The 15,973-nt window shown below is 64.3% G+C and carries 16 protein-coding genes; 7 read left to right on the top strand and 9 right to left on the bottom strand.

All coding sequences use genetic code 11. The features are described from left to right. Window position 1: 1 nt before the first annotated feature. The 5 genes from gspK to gspG all read right to left on the bottom strand — a co-directional run bounded on the left by gspK (window position 2) and on the right by gspG (window position 3,229). Window positions 2–1,075 carry a type II secretion system minor pseudopilin GspK gene (gene gspK, locus C8C93_RS15875; RefSeq protein ID WP_305000497.1) on the bottom strand — a complete coding sequence of 358 codons (1,074 nt, stop codon included), beginning with the start codon at window positions 1,073–1,075 and terminating at the stop codon, window positions 2–4. Further along, on the bottom strand, window positions 1,075–1,752 hold the full coding sequence (locus tag C8C93_RS15870; protein WP_228897326.1) for a type II secretion system protein J: 678 nt from the start codon (window positions 1,750–1,752) through the stop codon (window positions 1,075–1,077). The genes gspK and C8C93_RS15870 overlap by 1 nt, the downstream gene beginning before the upstream one ends. A gap of 82 nt (window positions 1,753–1,834) precedes the next feature. Further along, complete coding sequence (gspI, locus tag C8C93_RS15865; protein WP_121507530.1) at window positions 1,835–2,221, bottom strand: type II secretion system minor pseudopilin GspI; 387 nt, start codon at window positions 2,219–2,221, stop codon at window positions 1,835–1,837. After that, the gene (locus C8C93_RS15860; protein ID WP_228897324.1) at window positions 2,218–2,733 is read right to left on the bottom strand and encodes a prepilin-type N-terminal cleavage/methylation domain-containing protein; all 516 of its coding nucleotides are present in this window, start codon (window positions 2,731–2,733) and stop codon (window positions 2,218–2,220) included. The genes gspI and C8C93_RS15860 overlap by 4 nt, the downstream gene beginning before the upstream one ends. Before the next feature lie 31 nt (window positions 2,734–2,764). Next, window positions 2,765–3,229 (bottom strand): type II secretion system major pseudopilin GspG, encoded by a 465-nt coding sequence (gene gspG / locus C8C93_RS15855; RefSeq protein ID WP_370109541.1) that lies wholly within the window; start codon window positions 3,227–3,229, stop codon window positions 2,765–2,767. Window positions 3,230–3,277: 48 nt separating this feature from the next. Between gspG and C8C93_RS15850 the strand changes: the two genes are divergently transcribed. After that, window positions 3,278–3,733 carry a type II secretion system protein N gene (locus C8C93_RS15850; protein WP_055398539.1) on the top strand — a complete coding sequence of 152 codons (456 nt, stop codon included), beginning with the start codon at window positions 3,278–3,280 and terminating at the stop codon, window positions 3,731–3,733. 31 nt (window positions 3,734–3,764) lie between these two features. Here the strand turns inward: C8C93_RS15850 and C8C93_RS15845 are convergent, their stop codons facing one another. The 3 genes from C8C93_RS15845 to ilvA form a co-directional block, all read right to left on the bottom strand. Continuing rightward, a complete protein-coding gene (locus tag C8C93_RS15845) occupies window positions 3,765–4,346 on the bottom strand; it encodes a histidine phosphatase family protein (protein ID WP_370110852.1) in 582 nt (193 codons plus the stop codon). Next, the gene (gene cobS, locus C8C93_RS15840) at window positions 4,337–5,143 is read right to left on the bottom strand and encodes an adenosylcobinamide-GDP ribazoletransferase (protein ID WP_121507528.1); all 807 of its coding nucleotides are present in this window, start codon (window positions 5,141–5,143) and stop codon (window positions 4,337–4,339) included. The genes C8C93_RS15845 and cobS overlap by 10 nt, the downstream gene beginning before the upstream one ends. A gap of 83 nt (window positions 5,144–5,226) precedes the next feature. Continuing rightward, window positions 5,227–6,789, bottom strand: a complete 1,563-nt coding sequence (gene ilvA / locus C8C93_RS15835) for a threonine ammonia-lyase, biosynthetic (RefSeq protein WP_121507527.1) — start codon at window positions 6,787–6,789, stop codon at window positions 5,227–5,229. Between the two features lie 357 nt (window positions 6,790–7,146). Between ilvA and C8C93_RS15830 the strand changes: the two genes are divergently transcribed. After that, window positions 7,147–7,596: an OsmC family protein gene (locus C8C93_RS15830; RefSeq protein ID WP_055398537.1), complete on the top strand. Its 450-nt coding sequence runs from the start codon at window positions 7,147–7,149 to the stop codon at window positions 7,594–7,596. A 176-nt stretch (window positions 7,597–7,772) separates the two neighbouring features. Here the strand turns inward: C8C93_RS15830 and coq7 are convergent, their stop codons facing one another. Next, complete coding sequence (gene coq7 / locus C8C93_RS15820) at window positions 7,773–8,390, bottom strand: 2-polyprenyl-3-methyl-6-methoxy-1,4-benzoquinone monooxygenase (protein ID WP_121507526.1); 618 nt, start codon at window positions 8,388–8,390, stop codon at window positions 7,773–7,775. A gap of 315 nt (window positions 8,391–8,705) precedes the next feature. Between coq7 and C8C93_RS15815 the strand changes: the two genes are divergently transcribed. From C8C93_RS15815 to C8C93_RS15795, 5 genes are all read left to right on the top strand, one after another. After that, window positions 8,706–9,758: a porin gene (locus tag C8C93_RS15815; RefSeq protein WP_121422331.1), complete on the top strand. Its 1,053-nt coding sequence runs from the start codon at window positions 8,706–8,708 to the stop codon at window positions 9,756–9,758. A 361-nt stretch (window positions 9,759–10,119) separates the two neighbouring features. After that, window positions 10,120–11,700 carry an ABC transporter substrate-binding protein gene (locus C8C93_RS15810; protein WP_121507525.1) on the top strand — a complete coding sequence of 527 codons (1,581 nt, stop codon included), beginning with the start codon at window positions 10,120–10,122 and terminating at the stop codon, window positions 11,698–11,700. 152 nt (window positions 11,701–11,852) lie between these two features. Next, window positions 11,853–12,833, top strand: coding sequence for an ABC transporter permease (locus tag C8C93_RS15805; protein WP_121422333.1), 981 nt, complete (start codon window positions 11,853–11,855; stop codon window positions 12,831–12,833). Window positions 12,834–12,981: 148 nt separating this feature from the next. Next, window positions 12,982–14,199, top strand: a complete 1,218-nt coding sequence (locus C8C93_RS15800) for a M20 aminoacylase family protein (protein WP_121507524.1) — start codon at window positions 12,982–12,984, stop codon at window positions 14,197–14,199. An 86-nt stretch (window positions 14,200–14,285) separates the two neighbouring features. Then, a complete protein-coding gene (locus C8C93_RS15795; protein ID WP_029413932.1) occupies window positions 14,286–15,866 on the top strand; it encodes an ABC transporter substrate-binding protein in 1,581 nt (526 codons plus the stop codon). Window positions 15,867–15,973: the final 107 nt, after the last annotated feature.

Raw genomic sequence — 15,973 nt, 5'->3', positions numbered from 1 at the left:
TTCAGCGCTGCGCCTCCCGAGCGCCCGGGGCGGTTTCGCGGTCAAAAGCACCCCGTTCGCGCCACAGCGTGGTGACCTCGATGCCCTGTTTGCGCACCAGGGATCGCTCGTCCACCATGGCATCGCCCAGGCGCAGGCGGCCGCGCACCTCAAAGTACGAAGAGGCCACGGCATGGGCGCCTTCATTGATATCGATGCTGGCACCCAGCAGGTCGCGCACCTCGCTGAGCGTGCGGAAATGCCGGGCCTCGCGGGCCTGCAGCATCTTTTGGGCGCTGGCCATGTCCAGGCCATCGATCGCGGCCAGCAGCACGTCGATGTCGGCGGTGTTGAGGTTGACCGGCGCGCGCACGGGCAGCAGCGTCACGTGGGGCGCCAGGCGGGCCACGGTGGTGGGCGCCAGGCCCAGCCAGCCCAGTTGCGACATGGTGGGGGGCAGCAGCGGGGCGTTGGTGCTGTCGGTGCCGGTGGTGGCCTGCGCGCGCCGCAGGGCGTCGGTGAGCAGGCTCAGCTCCTGCAGCGGCAGGCCCAAGCGCTCGAACAGCCGCGTGAACTGCCGCAGTGCCAAGGTCTGCACATTGCCGTTGTCGACCAGGTTGGTCAGATTCAGGCGGCCCTGCATGTCCGAGATCTGCCCCGACAAAAAGGCCTCGGTGGTGTCGGTGGTGGCGTCGTCCACCTGGCTGACGTTCTTGTCGGCCGCGAGAAAGGTGGACAGCCGTGCCTCCTGCAGCGGCACGGCCCAGGGCTCGGCCAGGTGGTCCGCACCGCCCGAGCGCCCGTCTTCGCGCAGGATCAGGCGCGACCAGTCGAGCGCGCCGACCAGAATCCAGGTGGACTGCACGCGGCCGCGCTCGGCCGTCTCGACCTCGACCGCGCGCCATTGCTGCCACATGGACGCCGCTGCAAAGGTTGCCACGAGGGTGACCGTGAGCATGGCCAGCAGCAGCGCCGCACCGCGTTCCCTGCGGACCGGGCGCGGCCCAGGCCAGTGCCACCGTGGAGCTGGCCTTGCCAGGCCACCGGTGGCATCCCCTTGGGGGGAGGCGGCGCAGCCGCTCAGGGGGGGGCTGATCATGTCCGTCCCCCACCCAGCACGGGGTTCACCCAATCGCGTGTGAGCCGCCCCACCAGGGCCTGGCCGGGCGGCAGGGTGATCTGCAGGCGCACCCCGTCGGGGATGGCCGAGGTGCCCACCGGGGTGGTGCCACTGCTGGACAGCGGGTTGGACCACGCACCGCCCCGGTAGTAGAAGATCTGCCAGTCCTCCAGCGGCAGCAGCGTCATCTCATGGCGCCGCTCGGCGTCGCCCGGGCTGCGCGCCCACTGCGCGGCCAGCTGCCACGCCTCCTGCCATTCGGCGCGCGTGCGCACCGGGGGCGACTGCCAGCGCATCCACTGGCCCACACCCTGGCCGCCCCGGCGCGTCCAGGCCACCACCAGGGCGCCCTCGTCGGGCACTGCACTGGTGCGCCGCGTCAAACGCAGCACCTGGCCGTCCCAGTCGAGCGGCGTGGTATTGGCAATGGGCAGCAGTGCATCCAGGTCCGTGCCCCACTGGCCCAGGGCAGACTGCAGCACCAGCATCTCGTCGGCCCGCTGGCGCGTGATCTCCTGCGCCCGCACCATGCCATCCAGCCCCCGCCAGCTCAGGATGGCCAGCAGGCTCATCACCGCAATGGCCAGCAGCAGCTCCACCAGCGTGAAGCCGCGCGCGCCTTTCAAAACCGGCGCGGCGCGAGGCCAGTGCACCCGTGGAACTGGCTCTGCCAGGCCACCGGGTGCGTCCCCCCCAAGGGGGGAAGGCGCGAAGCGACTCAGGGGGGACATCTGGTCAATACCTTCCGATGATGGTCGAGATGCGCAGGATCGAGTTGTCGCCATCCAGCACCTGCGCGTCCATCCGGCGAAAGCTCGGGTTGGGCGTGGGCCGCACGATCAGGGCCACGGTGAGCTGGCGCCCGGCCTGTTCGCAGGTGACCTGGCTGTCGCCCACGCTGGGCATCTGGCGCGACAGGCGCGCATAGACCAGTTCGTTCTCGGCACACAACTGGGCCAGCACGATGTCTGACTGGCGCAGCGCGTTGCGTGTGAGCGCCGTGGTGGCCTGCAGCCCTGCCATCAGTGCAATAGCCACGATGCTGAGCGCCACCAGCACCTCCACCAGCGTGAAGCCGCGCTGCTGCCGGCAACGGCGGTGGGGGGGGAGGGTGGACTTCATTGGACGGTCTCGACGGTGAAGGGGCGCACCCCGTCGGTGGCAATGCGCAGCGTGCGCTCGGGATAGGCCTGGTGGGTGATCAGCACCTGCTGGGGGCCAATGAGGGGCTCTGGCCCCAGCACCAGCAGCGTGGGCGCGCGCACCGTGGTGCCCGCATCCAGCCACTGGCCGGGCATCGCCGCCAGTGCGCTGGGCGGCAGGCCCTCGAACCGGAACCCTCCGGCATCGGCACGCCAGCGCACGGGCATTCCCCCGGCGCGCGACTGCGCACGCGCAGATTCCAGCAACGCCGCCAGCCGGGCTGCCTCGCGCTCGACCAGCGTCTGCCCGCTGTCGCGCATGGCGATGCTCACACCGGCGGTGGCCAGGGCAATGATGCTGATGACCACCAGCAACTCAAGGAGGGTGAAGCCCCCCTGAGCCGCCGCGCGGCTTCCCTTCGGGGGGGAGATGCCGAGGGCCTGGCGAAGCCAGTTCCACGACATCCCTGGCCGAGGGAGCGCCAGTTTCATGGAGCAGGGGTCTGTCGCGAAGAGCCGGTCGTCATTGCCAACTGCCAATATCAGCATCCTTGCCTTCACCGCCCGACTGCCCATCGGCGCCGAACGACATCACGTCGATCTCGCCCTTGATGCCAGGGTTCAGGTACTGGTACGGACGGCCCCAGGGGTCGTTGGGCAGTTTTTCGAGGTACAGCTTCCAGTTGTTGGGCACGGGGCCCGAGCTGGGCTTGACGATCAGCGATTGCAGGCCTTGCTCGGCCGTGGGGTAGCGCTGGTTGTCCAGGCGGTACAGCTTGAGCGCCTGCATGATGTTGGTGATGTCGGTGCGGGCAGCGGTCACGCGGGCGTCGTCGGCGCGTTCCAGCACATTGGGCACGATGAGAGCGGCCAGCACGCCGATGATGACGAGCACCACCATCAACTCGATGAGGGTGAAGCCACGGGCCACGTTCGTGGCCAGGCGGTGGCGGGCGGAGCGCAAGAGGAGGGGGAAAGAAGTGTTCACTGCTGGCGGTCTCTCGGATGGTCGAATCGCGTGAATCATAATCCCCGCATGGTGACCAATACGTACAGCAAATGGGGCGTCCGCCTGGGGACTCTGGCGCTATGGGCCGCCGCAGGCGCCAGCGTGGTTTTTTGGGGGCTGCGCCTGTCGGCCCCTGCGGCCGGAGCGGCTGCGCCCGTGGTGCTGCCACCCCCCGTGGCGCCCGATGCGCAGGCTCTGGCCCGGCTGCTGGGGGCTGCGCCCGCTGCCCCGGGGGTGGTCGCAGCCGCCCCGGTGGCAACACTGGCCAGCCGCTTCGCACTGATCGGGGTGCTCTCGGGGCGCAACAGCGGGGGCGGCGCCGCGCTGATCGCGGTGGATGGCAAACCCGCCAAGCCGTTCCGCGTGGGCGCCGCGGTGGATGAAGGGCTGGTGCTGCAGGCGCTGGGCCCACGCCAGGCGCAACTGGGGCGCGATGCTGATGGCCCTGCCACGCTGACGCTGGACATGCCGCTCAAGCGTTGATGCTTGATGCCGGGGCGGGGGGCTCCGGCTCCTATCCCAGTTCGATCCTCTCCCACTGGCCCCAGCCCGGCGCGGCAACGGGCCATTCTTCCGAGCACGGTAGCACGCCGTTGCCGTGCGCCCTCAGCCACGCCACGCTGCGGATGACCCCGGCGTGGGTGATCCACACCACATCCTGTGTGGCCCCGGGGCCGTGGTCCTGCAGCGCAGCCGCCACGCGGGCCAGCACCGCTGCCAGGTTTTCCCCCAGGCCAGGGCGGTAGTTCGCGAAGGCGGCCGTCCAGGCGTCGATGTCGCTGCGGGCAATGGACTCCCAGGCCTGCCCCTCCCAGCTGCCAAAGTCCATTTCGCGCAGGCGGGCGTCGGGTTTTGATACCAAATCGGGCCGCAGCGCTTGAAGCTCTAGCGCAAGCTGCTCGCATCTTTGTAGGGTGGAGTGAATCACCCGCGACTGGGGTGGCAGCGCGGCGGCCAGGTGCTCTGCGGCAGCGCGCGTGGCGGCGGGGACGGCGGGGATGTCCAGCGCCCCATAGCAGGTGCCGGGAGCCACCAGCGGCTGGGCGTGGCGCACCAGCCAAAGGCGAGTTTTGGGGGGGGCGCCGGTCACATCCAGCGCAAGGCCAGCGCCGCGCCCAGGTAAAAGCCGATTTCGCTGACCTGCTGCGTGGCACCCAGGCAGTCGCCGGTAAAACCCTGCAGCCTGCGCGCGAACCAGCGGGCCATCCAGGCGGCGGCAAGGGCGCTGCAGAGTACAGACGCTATAAAATAAATAGCTGATTGCGCTTGATAGACAAGCGCTAGCGGCATAAAACACCACAAAAATGCCGCCAGCAGCGCGCCGCCCGAAATCTGGTCGGCCAGCGGCTTGCTTTTGGACCGGGCGGTGTCGCCCACATGCGGCAGGCTGCGCACGATGAGCAGCGGCCAGAAACGCGACAGCACGTGCGCCCCCACCAGCGCGGCCAAGGCAGCCAGCAGGCTTTGGGCCCCCAGCAGCGCCAGCAGGCTGAGCTTGGCCAGCAGCGCCAGCACCAGCGCCATGGCCCCGAAGGCGCCGATGCGCGAGTCCTTCATGATGTCGAGTGCCCGCTCGCGATCGGCGCTGCCACCCAGGCCATCGGCCACGTCGGCAAGCCCATCCTCGTGAAAGCCGCCGGTCATCAGCACCGTGGCGATGGTGCAGAACACGGCGGCCACGGTGGGGCCCAGTGGGTTGGGCGCCAGGGCCCAGTGCAATGCGGCATAGACGCCCGTGGACAGCAGCGCCGCCAGCCAGCCAATGCCCGGAAAGTGCGCCGCGCTGGCCCGCAGCATGGCGGGGCTGTAGCCGACCCAGTCGGCCAGCCGACCAGTGACCGGGATGCGGGTGAAAAACTGCACGGCCAGCAGATAGTGGCGCAGGGCTTGCATGGGTTGGCTGGGGCTATGTCAGATTTGATAGCTGCCAGCGCTTGATGGATAATCGCTGGAGGCCAATTTGGCCCATATTCTGGTTACTTGGATCGCAGGAACAGCCGGTAGGCCGGGTTCAACGTCTCTTCCACATACGGATAGCCCAGCGTGGCCAGGAAGGCGTCGAACGTGGCGGCGTCCTCGGGTGGCACCTGCATGCCCACGAGGATGCGGCCATAGTCGGCGCCCTGGTTGCGGTAGTGGAACAGGCTGATGTTCCAGGTCGGCTGCATCAGGCTCAGGAACTTGAGCAGCGCGCCGGGCCGCTCGGGGAAGGTAAAGCGCATCAGCCGCTCGTCCTGCGCGAGCGCCGAATGCCCGCCCACGAGGTGGCGCAGATGCTCCTTGGCCAGTTCGTCGTGCGTCAGGTCCAGTGCCTCGAAGCCGTGGCGGCCGAAGTTCTTGGCGATTTTCTCCGACTCGCCCTTGCCATTGGTGGTGATGCCCACGAACACATGGGCCTGGGCGGCATCGCTGATGCGGTAGTTGAACTCGGTCACGTTGCGCGGGCCGCCGGGCAGGCCGCCCACCACTTCGCAAAAGCGGCGAAAGCTGCCGCGTTCTTCAGGGATGGTGACGGCCAGCAGCGCCTCACGCTCCTCGCCCACTTCGGCACGCTCGGCCACAAAGCGCAGGCGGTCGAAGTTCATGTTGGCGCCGCACAGGATGGCGGCATAGGTTTCGCCCTTGGTTTTCTTTTCAGCAACGTACTGCTTGATGGCCGCCACGGCGAGAGCCCCTGCGGGTTCGACGATGCTGCGCGTATCCACAAAGATGTCCTTGATGGCGGCGCAGACGGCGTCGGTGTCCACCGTGATGAATTCGTCCACCAGGCCGCTGTGGGCGATGCGGAAGGTCTCCTCGCCCACCAGCTTGACGGCGGTGCCGTCCGAGAACAGACCCACGTCGGCCAGCGTCACGCGCTCGTGCGCCTTGACGGACTGGATCATGGCGTCCGAGTCGTTCATCTGCACGCCGATCACCTTGATCTCGGGCCGCACGGCCTTGATGTAGTTGGCCACGCCCGAGATGAGCCCGCCGCCGCCAATGGCCACAAACACGGCGTCGAGCTGGTTGCTGCCCAGGCTTTGCAGCTGGCGCAGGATCTCCATGGCGATGGTGCCCTGGCCGGCAATGACGTCCGGGTCGTCGAACGGGTGCACGAAGGTCAGGCCCTGTTCCTTCTCCAGCTTCACCGAATGGCCGTAGGCATCGGAATAGCTCTCGCCAAACAGCACGACCTCGCCGCCCAGCGTCTTCACTGCGTCGATCTTGAGCTGCGGCGTGGTGGTGGGCATCACGATGACGGCGCGCGTGCCCAGCTTGTGGGCGCTCATGGCCACGCCTTGCGCGTGGTTGCCGGCCGAGGCGCAGATCACCCCGCGTGCCAACTGCTCGGGCGTGAGGTGCGCCATCTTGTTGTAGGCACCCCGCAGCTTGAAGCTGAACACGGGCTGCTGGTCTTCGCGCTTGAGCAGCACTTTGTTGTGCAGGCGGCGGCTGAGGTTCTTGGCGGGCTCCAGCGCCGACTCCACCGCCACGTCGTACACGCGGGCGGTCAGGATTTTTTTCAGGTAGTCGGCAGGGGTGAGGTGCTGGGTCATGGCAGGGCAGGTGGGACCGCCACGGGGCAGCGGCGGGGGTCCACATCATAGGGGGTCGGTTTTTGGGGGGGCGATGCGCCGCTGAGGGAAGCTATCGAGGCCAGTTCAGCCAAAAAAAAGCCCCAAGCCGTGAGGCCTGGGGCTAATCCATCCTTTGAGGAGATGGAGGAGACAATCGGTGCGGGACAAGTGCCGAAAACCGGGCTTCTTGCCATCTGCCTTTTCCATCCAGAAAAAGCAGCGCTTGGTGGAAGTTTAGCGCGAGTCTTGTTGCATTGCAGCAAAATCAACACCAAATTTTTATTTCGCCGGGCCATTCCGTGCGAAAAAAACCACGCACCAAAAAGGAGATAGACCATGGAATGCACAGTCAGCTGGACCGGAGGCACAGGAACCCGTTCTGGCATGGGCTTTGTGGCCGAGACCGGCAGCGGCCATGTTTTAACGATGGATGGCGCGCCCGATGCCGCCAATCCGGCCAACGGCGGGCTGAACCTGGCGCCCCGGCCCATGGAGACCGTGCTGGCTGGCACAGGCGGCTGCACGGCCTACGACGTGGTGCTCATCCTCAAGCGGGGCCGCCACGATGTGCGCGGCTGCAGTGTCAAGCTGACCACCGAACGCGCCCAGACGGACCCCAAGGTGTTCACCAAGATCCATATGCATTTCACCGTGACCGGCAAGGGTATCCCGCCCGCTGCGGTAGAGCGCGCGATCGCCATGAGTCATGACAAATACTGCTCGGCCAGCATCATGCTGGGCAAGACGGCGGAGATCACCACCGGGTTTGAAGTGGTCGAAGCATGAGGTAGACCTCCCCCTGAGTCGCCTGCGGCGCCTTCCCCCCAGGGGGACGACGCCAGTGGCCTGGCAAAGCCAGTTCCACGGCGTCTGCTGGCTTGGGCTGCGCCAGTTTTTGAGGTCGTCACGCGCGCGATGCCCCCTGGCGCACGCGGTCAGTGCGTGCGCAGTGCGGCCAGTGCTCAGAGGTAGTGCGCGGTGGTGGTCATCACCTTGGCTGCTACCTTCATCGCCGCCCGGGCGGGGGGCGGCAGTTCCAGCGCTCCGGATGCCCGTGCCTGGGCGGCATGGCGCTCCTCGTCGTCCTTCATACGGGCCACCACGGCCCGCGAGGGCAGGTCTTGTGTGGGAAGCCGTGCGAGGTGGCTTTGAAGGTGCGCCGCCACCTGGTTTTCCGTTTCCGCCACAAAACCCAGACTTGCCCGGTCGCTGACCTTGGCGGCGACCAGCCCCAGCGCGAAGGCGCCCGCAAACCACAGGGGAGTCAGCAGGCTGGGCCGGGCGCCCAGCGCGTCCAGGCGCTGCTGGGTCCAGGCGAGATGGTCTGTTTCTTCGCGGGCGGCCTCCAGCAGGTGGGCTTGGAGCGCGGGGTCGCGCGTGATGGCTGCCTGCGCGGTGTACAGCGCTTGTGCGCAGACTTCGCCCACGTGGTTGACACGCATCAGCGCCCCCGCCAGCTTCTTCTGGGTGGGGTCGAGCGCTCCTTCGTCCATGCCGCGCGCCGGCGTGGGCTCGGATGCACGGGGTGTCGCAAAAAGTGTGCGCAGTGCGGTGTCAGCCGCAATTAGCAAAGAGTCCATGGAGGCTTTCAGGTTGGCAAGAGCGCAGAAACACAATTTTCACTTAGATACAAATCTCAGGCGCTGGCAGGAGCTGCTACAAGGCGCAGCAGATCGATTTTGCCGGGGTTCAGGGAAATGTTGCAACACTGCAACGATTTTTCCCTTTCGGGTCGATTGTGGGTGAATTCCTTTGCGAAACCTGGCCGGGTCTGGTGCAATAAGAGCAACTTCCCCACCAGGAGGTTGGCCCGGGGAACCGGCGGGACTGTGCAGGTGCTTTCACCATAGACCCCCCGTACCGGAGCCCGATGTTTAACCTTGGAGTAACTCGCAATGAAAAAATCCCTGATTGCCCTGGCTGTGCTGGCTGCTTCCGGCGCTGCAATGGCTCAATCGTCCGTAACCCTGTTCGGTATCGTTGACGCTACCTACGCATACGGTTCCGGCAGCGTCGCCAACAAGTCCCAACTGACGAACTCCGGCTACAACAGCAGCCGTCTGGGCTTCCGCGGTGTTGAAGATCTGGGTGGCGGCATGTCCGCTTCGTTCTGGCTCGAAGCTGGCGTGAACAACGACAACGGTTCCGGTGGCACCACCAGCACCAACAACCAAGGCGCAAGCGGCGTCACCGGCGGTGGCGGCTTGACCTTCAACCGTCGTTCGACCGTCAGCCTGAACGGCGGCTTCGGTGAAGTGCGTCTGGGCCGTGACTACACGCCCCAATTCTGGAACCTGACCGTGTTCGATCCGTTCGGCACGAACGGTGTTGGCACGACCCAAACCCTGAACTCCAGCCTGGGTGGCCCAACCACCGTGCGCGCTTCGAACTCCATCGGCTACTTCCTGCCTGGCAACCTGGGCGGTTTCTACGGCCAAGCCCAGTACTACATGGGTGAAAACCTGAGCAACGCAGCCAACAAGAAGGACGGCAACGGCCTGGCTCTGCGCGCTGGTTACGCCAATGGCCCCATCAACGTGGCTCTGGCTTTCTCTGACACCAAGTTCCTGTCGGGCAACATCAAGGCTGTGAACCTGGGCGGTCAATACGACCTGGGCGTGGCCAAGATCATGGCTCATTACAACCAAGACGACGTCAAGGGCGGCGCTGAAGGCAAGGGCTTCCTGATCGGTGGTCTGGTACCCGTGGGCGCTGGCGAAATCCGTCTGGCTTACTCCACCTACAAGATCGACCAAGTTGGTGCTGACCCACGTTCGAACAAGATCGCTCTGGGCTACGTGCACAACCTGTCCAAGCGCACGGCTCTGTACGCAACGTACGCTCACGTGAGCAACAAGAACGGCGCTGCTCAGTCCCTGAACGGTTCCGTGACTGCTGCTGGCGACAACTCCAACGGCTACGACTTCGGTATCCGTCACAGCTTCTAATATCGAGACTGGCTTCTGGCCAGTTACCGGTATCAAAGCTAAAAAAGCCGCCTTCGGGCGGCTTTTTTTTGTCTGCTGATTTGTGCTTGAGGGTTGGTTGTGCGGACTTCCTGTATGTAACTCCGGGTACATCCGCCCTACGGATCGGTCGGTTGATGTCGGGCAATGGCGTCCTTCGGCCTGTCTCCGAGGTTTCTTCCTCTTGTTTGCTTTGGTGCAGATTCTTGGCACCATCCTTGCGTGCTGCTTCCCTACCAAATCAGCCCTTAGAGGCCCTTCGTAGTGCCCGGGATTCAGGGATTTCCCGTTGGCTATAGAGCAACCTTTACTGCATAGTAAAACTTTTATTCAAGAGGGTTCCATGAAACTCAAATACAGTCTTTTGTCGGTGGCTGCGGCTGCTGCACTGCTTGTGGCGCCAGCCCTGCATGCCAAGCCCTTCAAATGGGCTAGCCAGGGGGAAATCGCGACCTGGGATATCCATTCCCAGAACAACGCGCTCCAGAATGGCATCCATGCGAATGTGTATGAAAGCCTGGTTTACTACAACAGCAAGACCTTTGACGTAGAGCCCGTGCTGGCAACGGCCTGGAAAGAAATCAGCCCCACGCAGGTGCGTTTCACGCTGCGCCAAGGCGTGAAGTTCCATGATGGTTCGGCCTTCACCGCCGACGATGCGGTGTATTCGCTGCAGCGCGCGATGGCCAAGACATCGAATTTCACCCCCTACATCCAGGGCATCAGCAAGATCAACAAGGTGGATGCGCAAACCATCGACGTCATCCTGACCGCTCCCAACCCTGTGCTGCTGCGCCAGATGACCGAACTGCGCATGATGAGTAAGGCCTGGGCGGAAAAGAACAAGTCGGTCGAGCCCAAAGACATCAAGGGCACCGACGAAAACTTTGCCCACCGCAATGCCATGGGCACCGGTCCTTACACGCTGGAATCGTGGCAGCCTGATGTGAAGATGGTGTTCAAGCGCAACCCCAACTGGTGGGGCAAGATGGACGGGAACGTGACCGAAATCGTCTACACCCCGATCAAGTCTGCTGCCACACGCATTGCAGCCCTGCTGTCGGGCGAAGTGGACATGGTGCTCGACCCCACTCCCCAGGATCTGGGCCGCTTGCGCGCCAGCCCCGACCTCAAGGTGATTGACGGCATTGAGAACCGCACCATCTTCCTGGGCATGGATCAATTCCGCGACGAACTGCCAGGCTCCAACATCAAGGGCAAAAATCCGCTCAAGGACGTGCGCGTGCGCAAGGCCCTGTACCAGGCGATTGACGCAGAAACCATTTCCCGCAACATCATGCGCGGCCTGGGCAAGCCCACGGGCACCATCGTGGCCCCACAGGTGGCGGGCTATACCGAGGCCGTTGGCAAGCGGTTCCCCTATAGCGTTGAAGCCTCCAAGAAGTTGCTGGCCGAGGCTGGTTACCCCGATGGTTTTGAGGTGGACTTTGCCTGCCCCAACAACCGCTACATCAATGACGAAGCCATCTGCCAGGCCGTGACCGCCATGTGGTCGCGCGTGGGCGTGAAGGCCAAGCTGCGCACGCTGCCCCTGGTCAATTACTTCCCGATGATCCAGCGCTACGAAGCCAGCATCTACATGCTGGGCTGGGGAGTGCCGACCTTCGATGCGCTGTACAGCCTGCAATCGCTGGTCCGCACTGTGGGCCAAGGTGGTGACGGCAACTACAACGTGGGCCGCTACAGCAACCAGCGCATGGACTATCTGGTGGACCGCATCAAGGCAGAAACCGATGCACCAGTGCGCGCCCGCATGCTGACGGAAGCGCTGCAATTGTCCAACGACACCGTGTCCCACATTCCTCTGCATGACCAAGTGATCCCATGGGCCGTGAAGAAGAACATTGAACTGGTTCACCGCGCGGATAACCGCGTGGACATGCGCACCGTCAAGGTGAATTGACCGGTGCGTGACACACTGAGAGCAAGGGCCCCGAGGCCCTTGCTTTCTTTGTTTTGCTTTCTGGTCCGGTTTGACGACCGCATATTGCCTGCCAGCGCCCTGCCATCAAAAGTGGCTGTGGCGTTCCCATCGAACACTCAATCGACTCTCCGATGCTCGCCTTTATATTGCGCCGCCTGATACAGGCTGTGATTGTCATGGTCACGGTGGCCTTCATCTCCTTCATGCTGTTCCAGTACGTGGGAGACCCTGTGGTGTTCCTGCTGGGCCAGGACGCCACTCCCGAGCAGATCCGCGAACTGCGCGCCTCGCTCGGTCTGGACAAGCCCTTTTTCGTGCAGTTCTGGCATTTTTTGGTCAACGCAGCCCAGGGCGAATTCGGCCTGAGCCTGCGCCAGGGCGCCAAGGTTTCGCGACTGATTGCAGAGCGCTTTCCCGCCACACTGGAGCTGGCCTTGGTGGCTGCTTTCCTGGCCCTGGTCATTGGCGTGCCCATGGGCGTGTATGCAGCCCTCAAGCGCGGCACCTTCACAAGCCAGCTGTTCATGACAATCTCACTGCTGGGCGTGTCGCTGCCAACGTTCCTGATCGGCATCCTGCTGATCCTGGTGTTCGCTGTCACCCTGGGCTGGTTCCCCAGCTTCGGGCGCGGTGAAGTGGTACAGATGGGATGGTGGAGCACGGGCCTGCTAAAGGCCAAGGGCTGGCACCACATCACGCTGCCTGCCATCACGCTGGCGATCTTCCAGCTCACGCTGATCATGCGGCTGGTGCGCGCAGAAATGCTGGAGGTGCTGCGCACCGACTACATCAAGTTCGCACGCGCCCGGGGCCTGTCCAATCGCGCCATTCACTTCGGCCATGCGCTCAAGAACACGCTGGTGCCCGTGATGACCATCACCGGCCTGCAGCTGGGTGGTCTGATTGCCTTCGCCATCATCACCGAGACCGTGTTCCAGTGGCCCGGCATGGGCCTGCTGTTCATCCAGGCCGTGACCTTTGCCGACATTCCGGTGATGGCCGCCTACCTGTGCCTGATCGCCTTGATCTTTGTGGTGATCAATCTGGTGGTGGACCTGTTGTATTTTGCGGTCGACCCTCGCCTGCGCGTAGGCAAGGCAGGAGGGCATTGAATGAACTCCCCCCTGAGTCGCTTCGCGCCATCCCCCCAAAGAGGGGACGCTCCCAGCGCGGCGGGGCGGCCCTTGCGCGGGAGCGCTGGCCTGGGCCGCGCCGGTTTTGCCGGCTGCTGGCGCTGCACGAGCTTTCGGGGCGCCTGACATGCAGTCGCTTCGATACAAAGCCGGAGGCCGGGCGTTTGCGCACATTGCGCAGTACCACCCCGAGCTGACCGCACTGCGCCGGGACCTGCATGCCCACCCTGAGCTGGGTTTCGAGGAGATATACACCAGCACGCGCGTCAAAGAGGCTCTGAAGCTTTGCGGCGTGGACGAGATCCACGACGGCATTGGCCGCACGGGAGTCGTGGGCGTGATCCGCGGCCGCAGCACCTCCAGTGGCAGCATGGTCGGCCTGCGTGCCGACATGGATGCGCTGCCGCTGGCCGAGCACAACGATTTCTCCTGGAAGTCGTGCAAGCCCGGCCTCATGCATGGCTGTGGCCACGACGGCCACACCGCCATGCTGGTGGGGGCTGCGCGCTACCTGGCCGAGACCCGCAACTTCGACGGCACAGCCGTGCTCGTGTTTCAGCCGGGCGAAGAAGGTTTTGCTGGCGCCCGCGTCATGATGGAAGACGGGCTGTTTGACCGCTTCCCGGTGCAGTCCATCTACGCCATGCACAACTGGCCCGCGATGAAGCCCGGCACCGTGGGTATCAACTCCGGCCCCATGATGGCTGCGGCGGATCGTTTCACCATCGAGATCACGGGACGCGGCGGCCACGGTGCCCATGCCTACCAGACGGTGGACGTGCTGGTTGTGGCCGCGCACATCATTACGGCCGCGCAAAGCATCGTCTCGCGCAATGTGCGCCCCATTGAAAGCGCCGTGGTCAGCATCTGCGCCGCACAGGCTGGAGACCTGGGGGCCTTCAGTGTGCTGCCGGGCTCTGCCACGCTGGTGGGCACCGTGCGGACATTCGATCCGGTCGTGCAGGAGATGGTGGAAAAGCGCCTCAAGGAGCTTTGCAACGCCATTGCCCTGGGCTTTGGCGCCACGGCCACGGTGCACTACGAGCGCATCTACCCGGCCACGATCAACAGCGAAAGCGAAGCCATCTTTGCCGGCGACGTGGCCGAATCCCTGCTGGGTGCTGACCATGTGGTGCGTGACCTGGAGCCCAGTATGGGCGCCGAGGACTTCGCCTTCATGCTCCAGACCCGCCCCGGTGCCTATCTGCGCATCGGCCAGGGCACAGGGGCCAGTGGCAGCGCCTTGCACAACAGCCGCTACGACTTCAACGACGACATCCTGCCCCTGGGCTCAGCGCTGCACGCAAGCCTTATCGAGCAGGCCATGCCTTTGGCGGCAGCTTGAAGCACCGTCCAGCCAGCCTGCCCATTTGCACTACCGCGCCAACGGCCCAACCCTTTCACCCCGCTTTCCCCAACCTGGAGGTTTCCATGAAATTCCATAAAAAAATCGCTCTGACCGCTCTCTTTACCGCGTTGGCGGCGGCGAGCCTGGTGGCCCAAGCTCAGACCATCCGCATCGCCAACCAGGGTGACTCGCTGTCGATGGACCCCCACTCTCTCAATGAGTCGCTGCAGCTGAGCGTCACCGGCAACGTCTATGAGCCGCTGGTCGGCCGCAACAAGGATCTGAGCCTGGCGCCTGCCCTGGCGACGAGCTGGAAGCAGACATCGCCCACCGTGTGGCGTTTCGAGTTGCGCAAGGGCGTGCAATTCCACGACGGCACCCCTTTCACGGCCGATGACGTGGTGTTCAGCTTCGGGCGCACCCAGGTGGAAGGCTCGGATATGAAGAGCTACACCAACGACTTCAAGGAAGTGCGCAAGATCGACGACCACACGGTCGAAATCGAAACCAAGACCCCCTTCCCGATCCTGCCGGATGTGATCTCGCTCGTGTACATGATGAGCAAGAAGTGGTGCGAGACCAACCAGGCCCTGGGCCCGGTGGACCGCCGCAAGGGCATCGAGAACGCCGCCTCGTTCCGTGCCAACGGCACGGGCCCCTTCCGTCTGCGTGAGCGCCAGCCCAACGTGCGCTCGGTGTTTACACGCAACGGCAGCTACTGGGGCAAGATCGAAGGCAACGTCAGCGAAGTCGTTTTCACCCCCATCGGCAACGATGCGACCCGTGTGGCCGCCCTGCTTTCGGGCGAGGTGGACGTGATGGAACCCGTACCCGTGCAGGACATCGAACGCGTGAACGGCAGCGCCAACACCCGTGCCATCACCGGCCCCGAACTGCGCACCATCTTCCTGGGCATGGACCAAAAGCGTGACGAGCTGCTGTACTCCAACGTCAAGGGCAAGAACCCCTTCAAGGACAAGCGTGTGCGCCAGGCCTTCTACCAGGCCATCGACATCGAAGGGATCAAGAAGACCGTGATGCGTGGTGCATCCAACCCCTCGGCCCTGCTCGTGGGTCCCGGCATCAATGGCTTCCAGCCTGACGCGAAGCGCCTTCCCTACGACGTCGAAGCTGCCAAGAAACTGATGGCCGAAGCCGGCTATCCCAACGGCTTCGAAGTGGCCATGAACTGCCCGAACGACCGCTACGTGAATGATGGCCGCATCTGCCAGACAGTGGCCGCCAACCTCTCGCGCATCAACGTCAAGATCAACCTGCAGGCCGAAACCAAGGGCACCTACTTCCCCAAGGTGCTGCGCCGCGACACCAGCTTCTACATGCTGGGCTGGACACCCGCCACCTACGACTCGCACAACGCGCTCAACGCCCTCATGCGCTGCGTGGATGACAAGGGGTCCGGCCAGTTCAACCTGGGCGCCTACTGCAACCCCAAGGTCGATGAGCTGACACTCAAGATCCAGGCCGAGACCGACAAGGTCAAGCGCAACGCGATGATCAAGGAAGTCTTCGATCTGCACGCTGCCGATGTAGGCCACATTCCCCTGCACCAGCAAGCGCTGGCTTGGGGCGTGGGCAAGAACGTCAAGCTTGTGCAGCTGGCCGACAACTTCATGCACTTCAAGTGGATGAGCATCACCAAGTAAGAAGGGGCGCAGAAGTCCCTACGTTAGTTGATCGCAGAGAAAAGAGAGAACGACCGGTTCTTTGAAAGTCCACACCAACGCATGGCCGCTACCCGGGCTCTGCGTTG

This window comes from Acidovorax sp. 93, assembly GCF_003633835.1.
Lineage (GTDB): Bacteria > Pseudomonadota > Gammaproteobacteria > Burkholderiales > Burkholderiaceae_C > Acidovorax > Acidovorax facilis.
The sequence above is the reverse complement of the archived record's forward strand: the minus strand, read 5'-3'. Positions and strand labels throughout refer to the sequence as shown.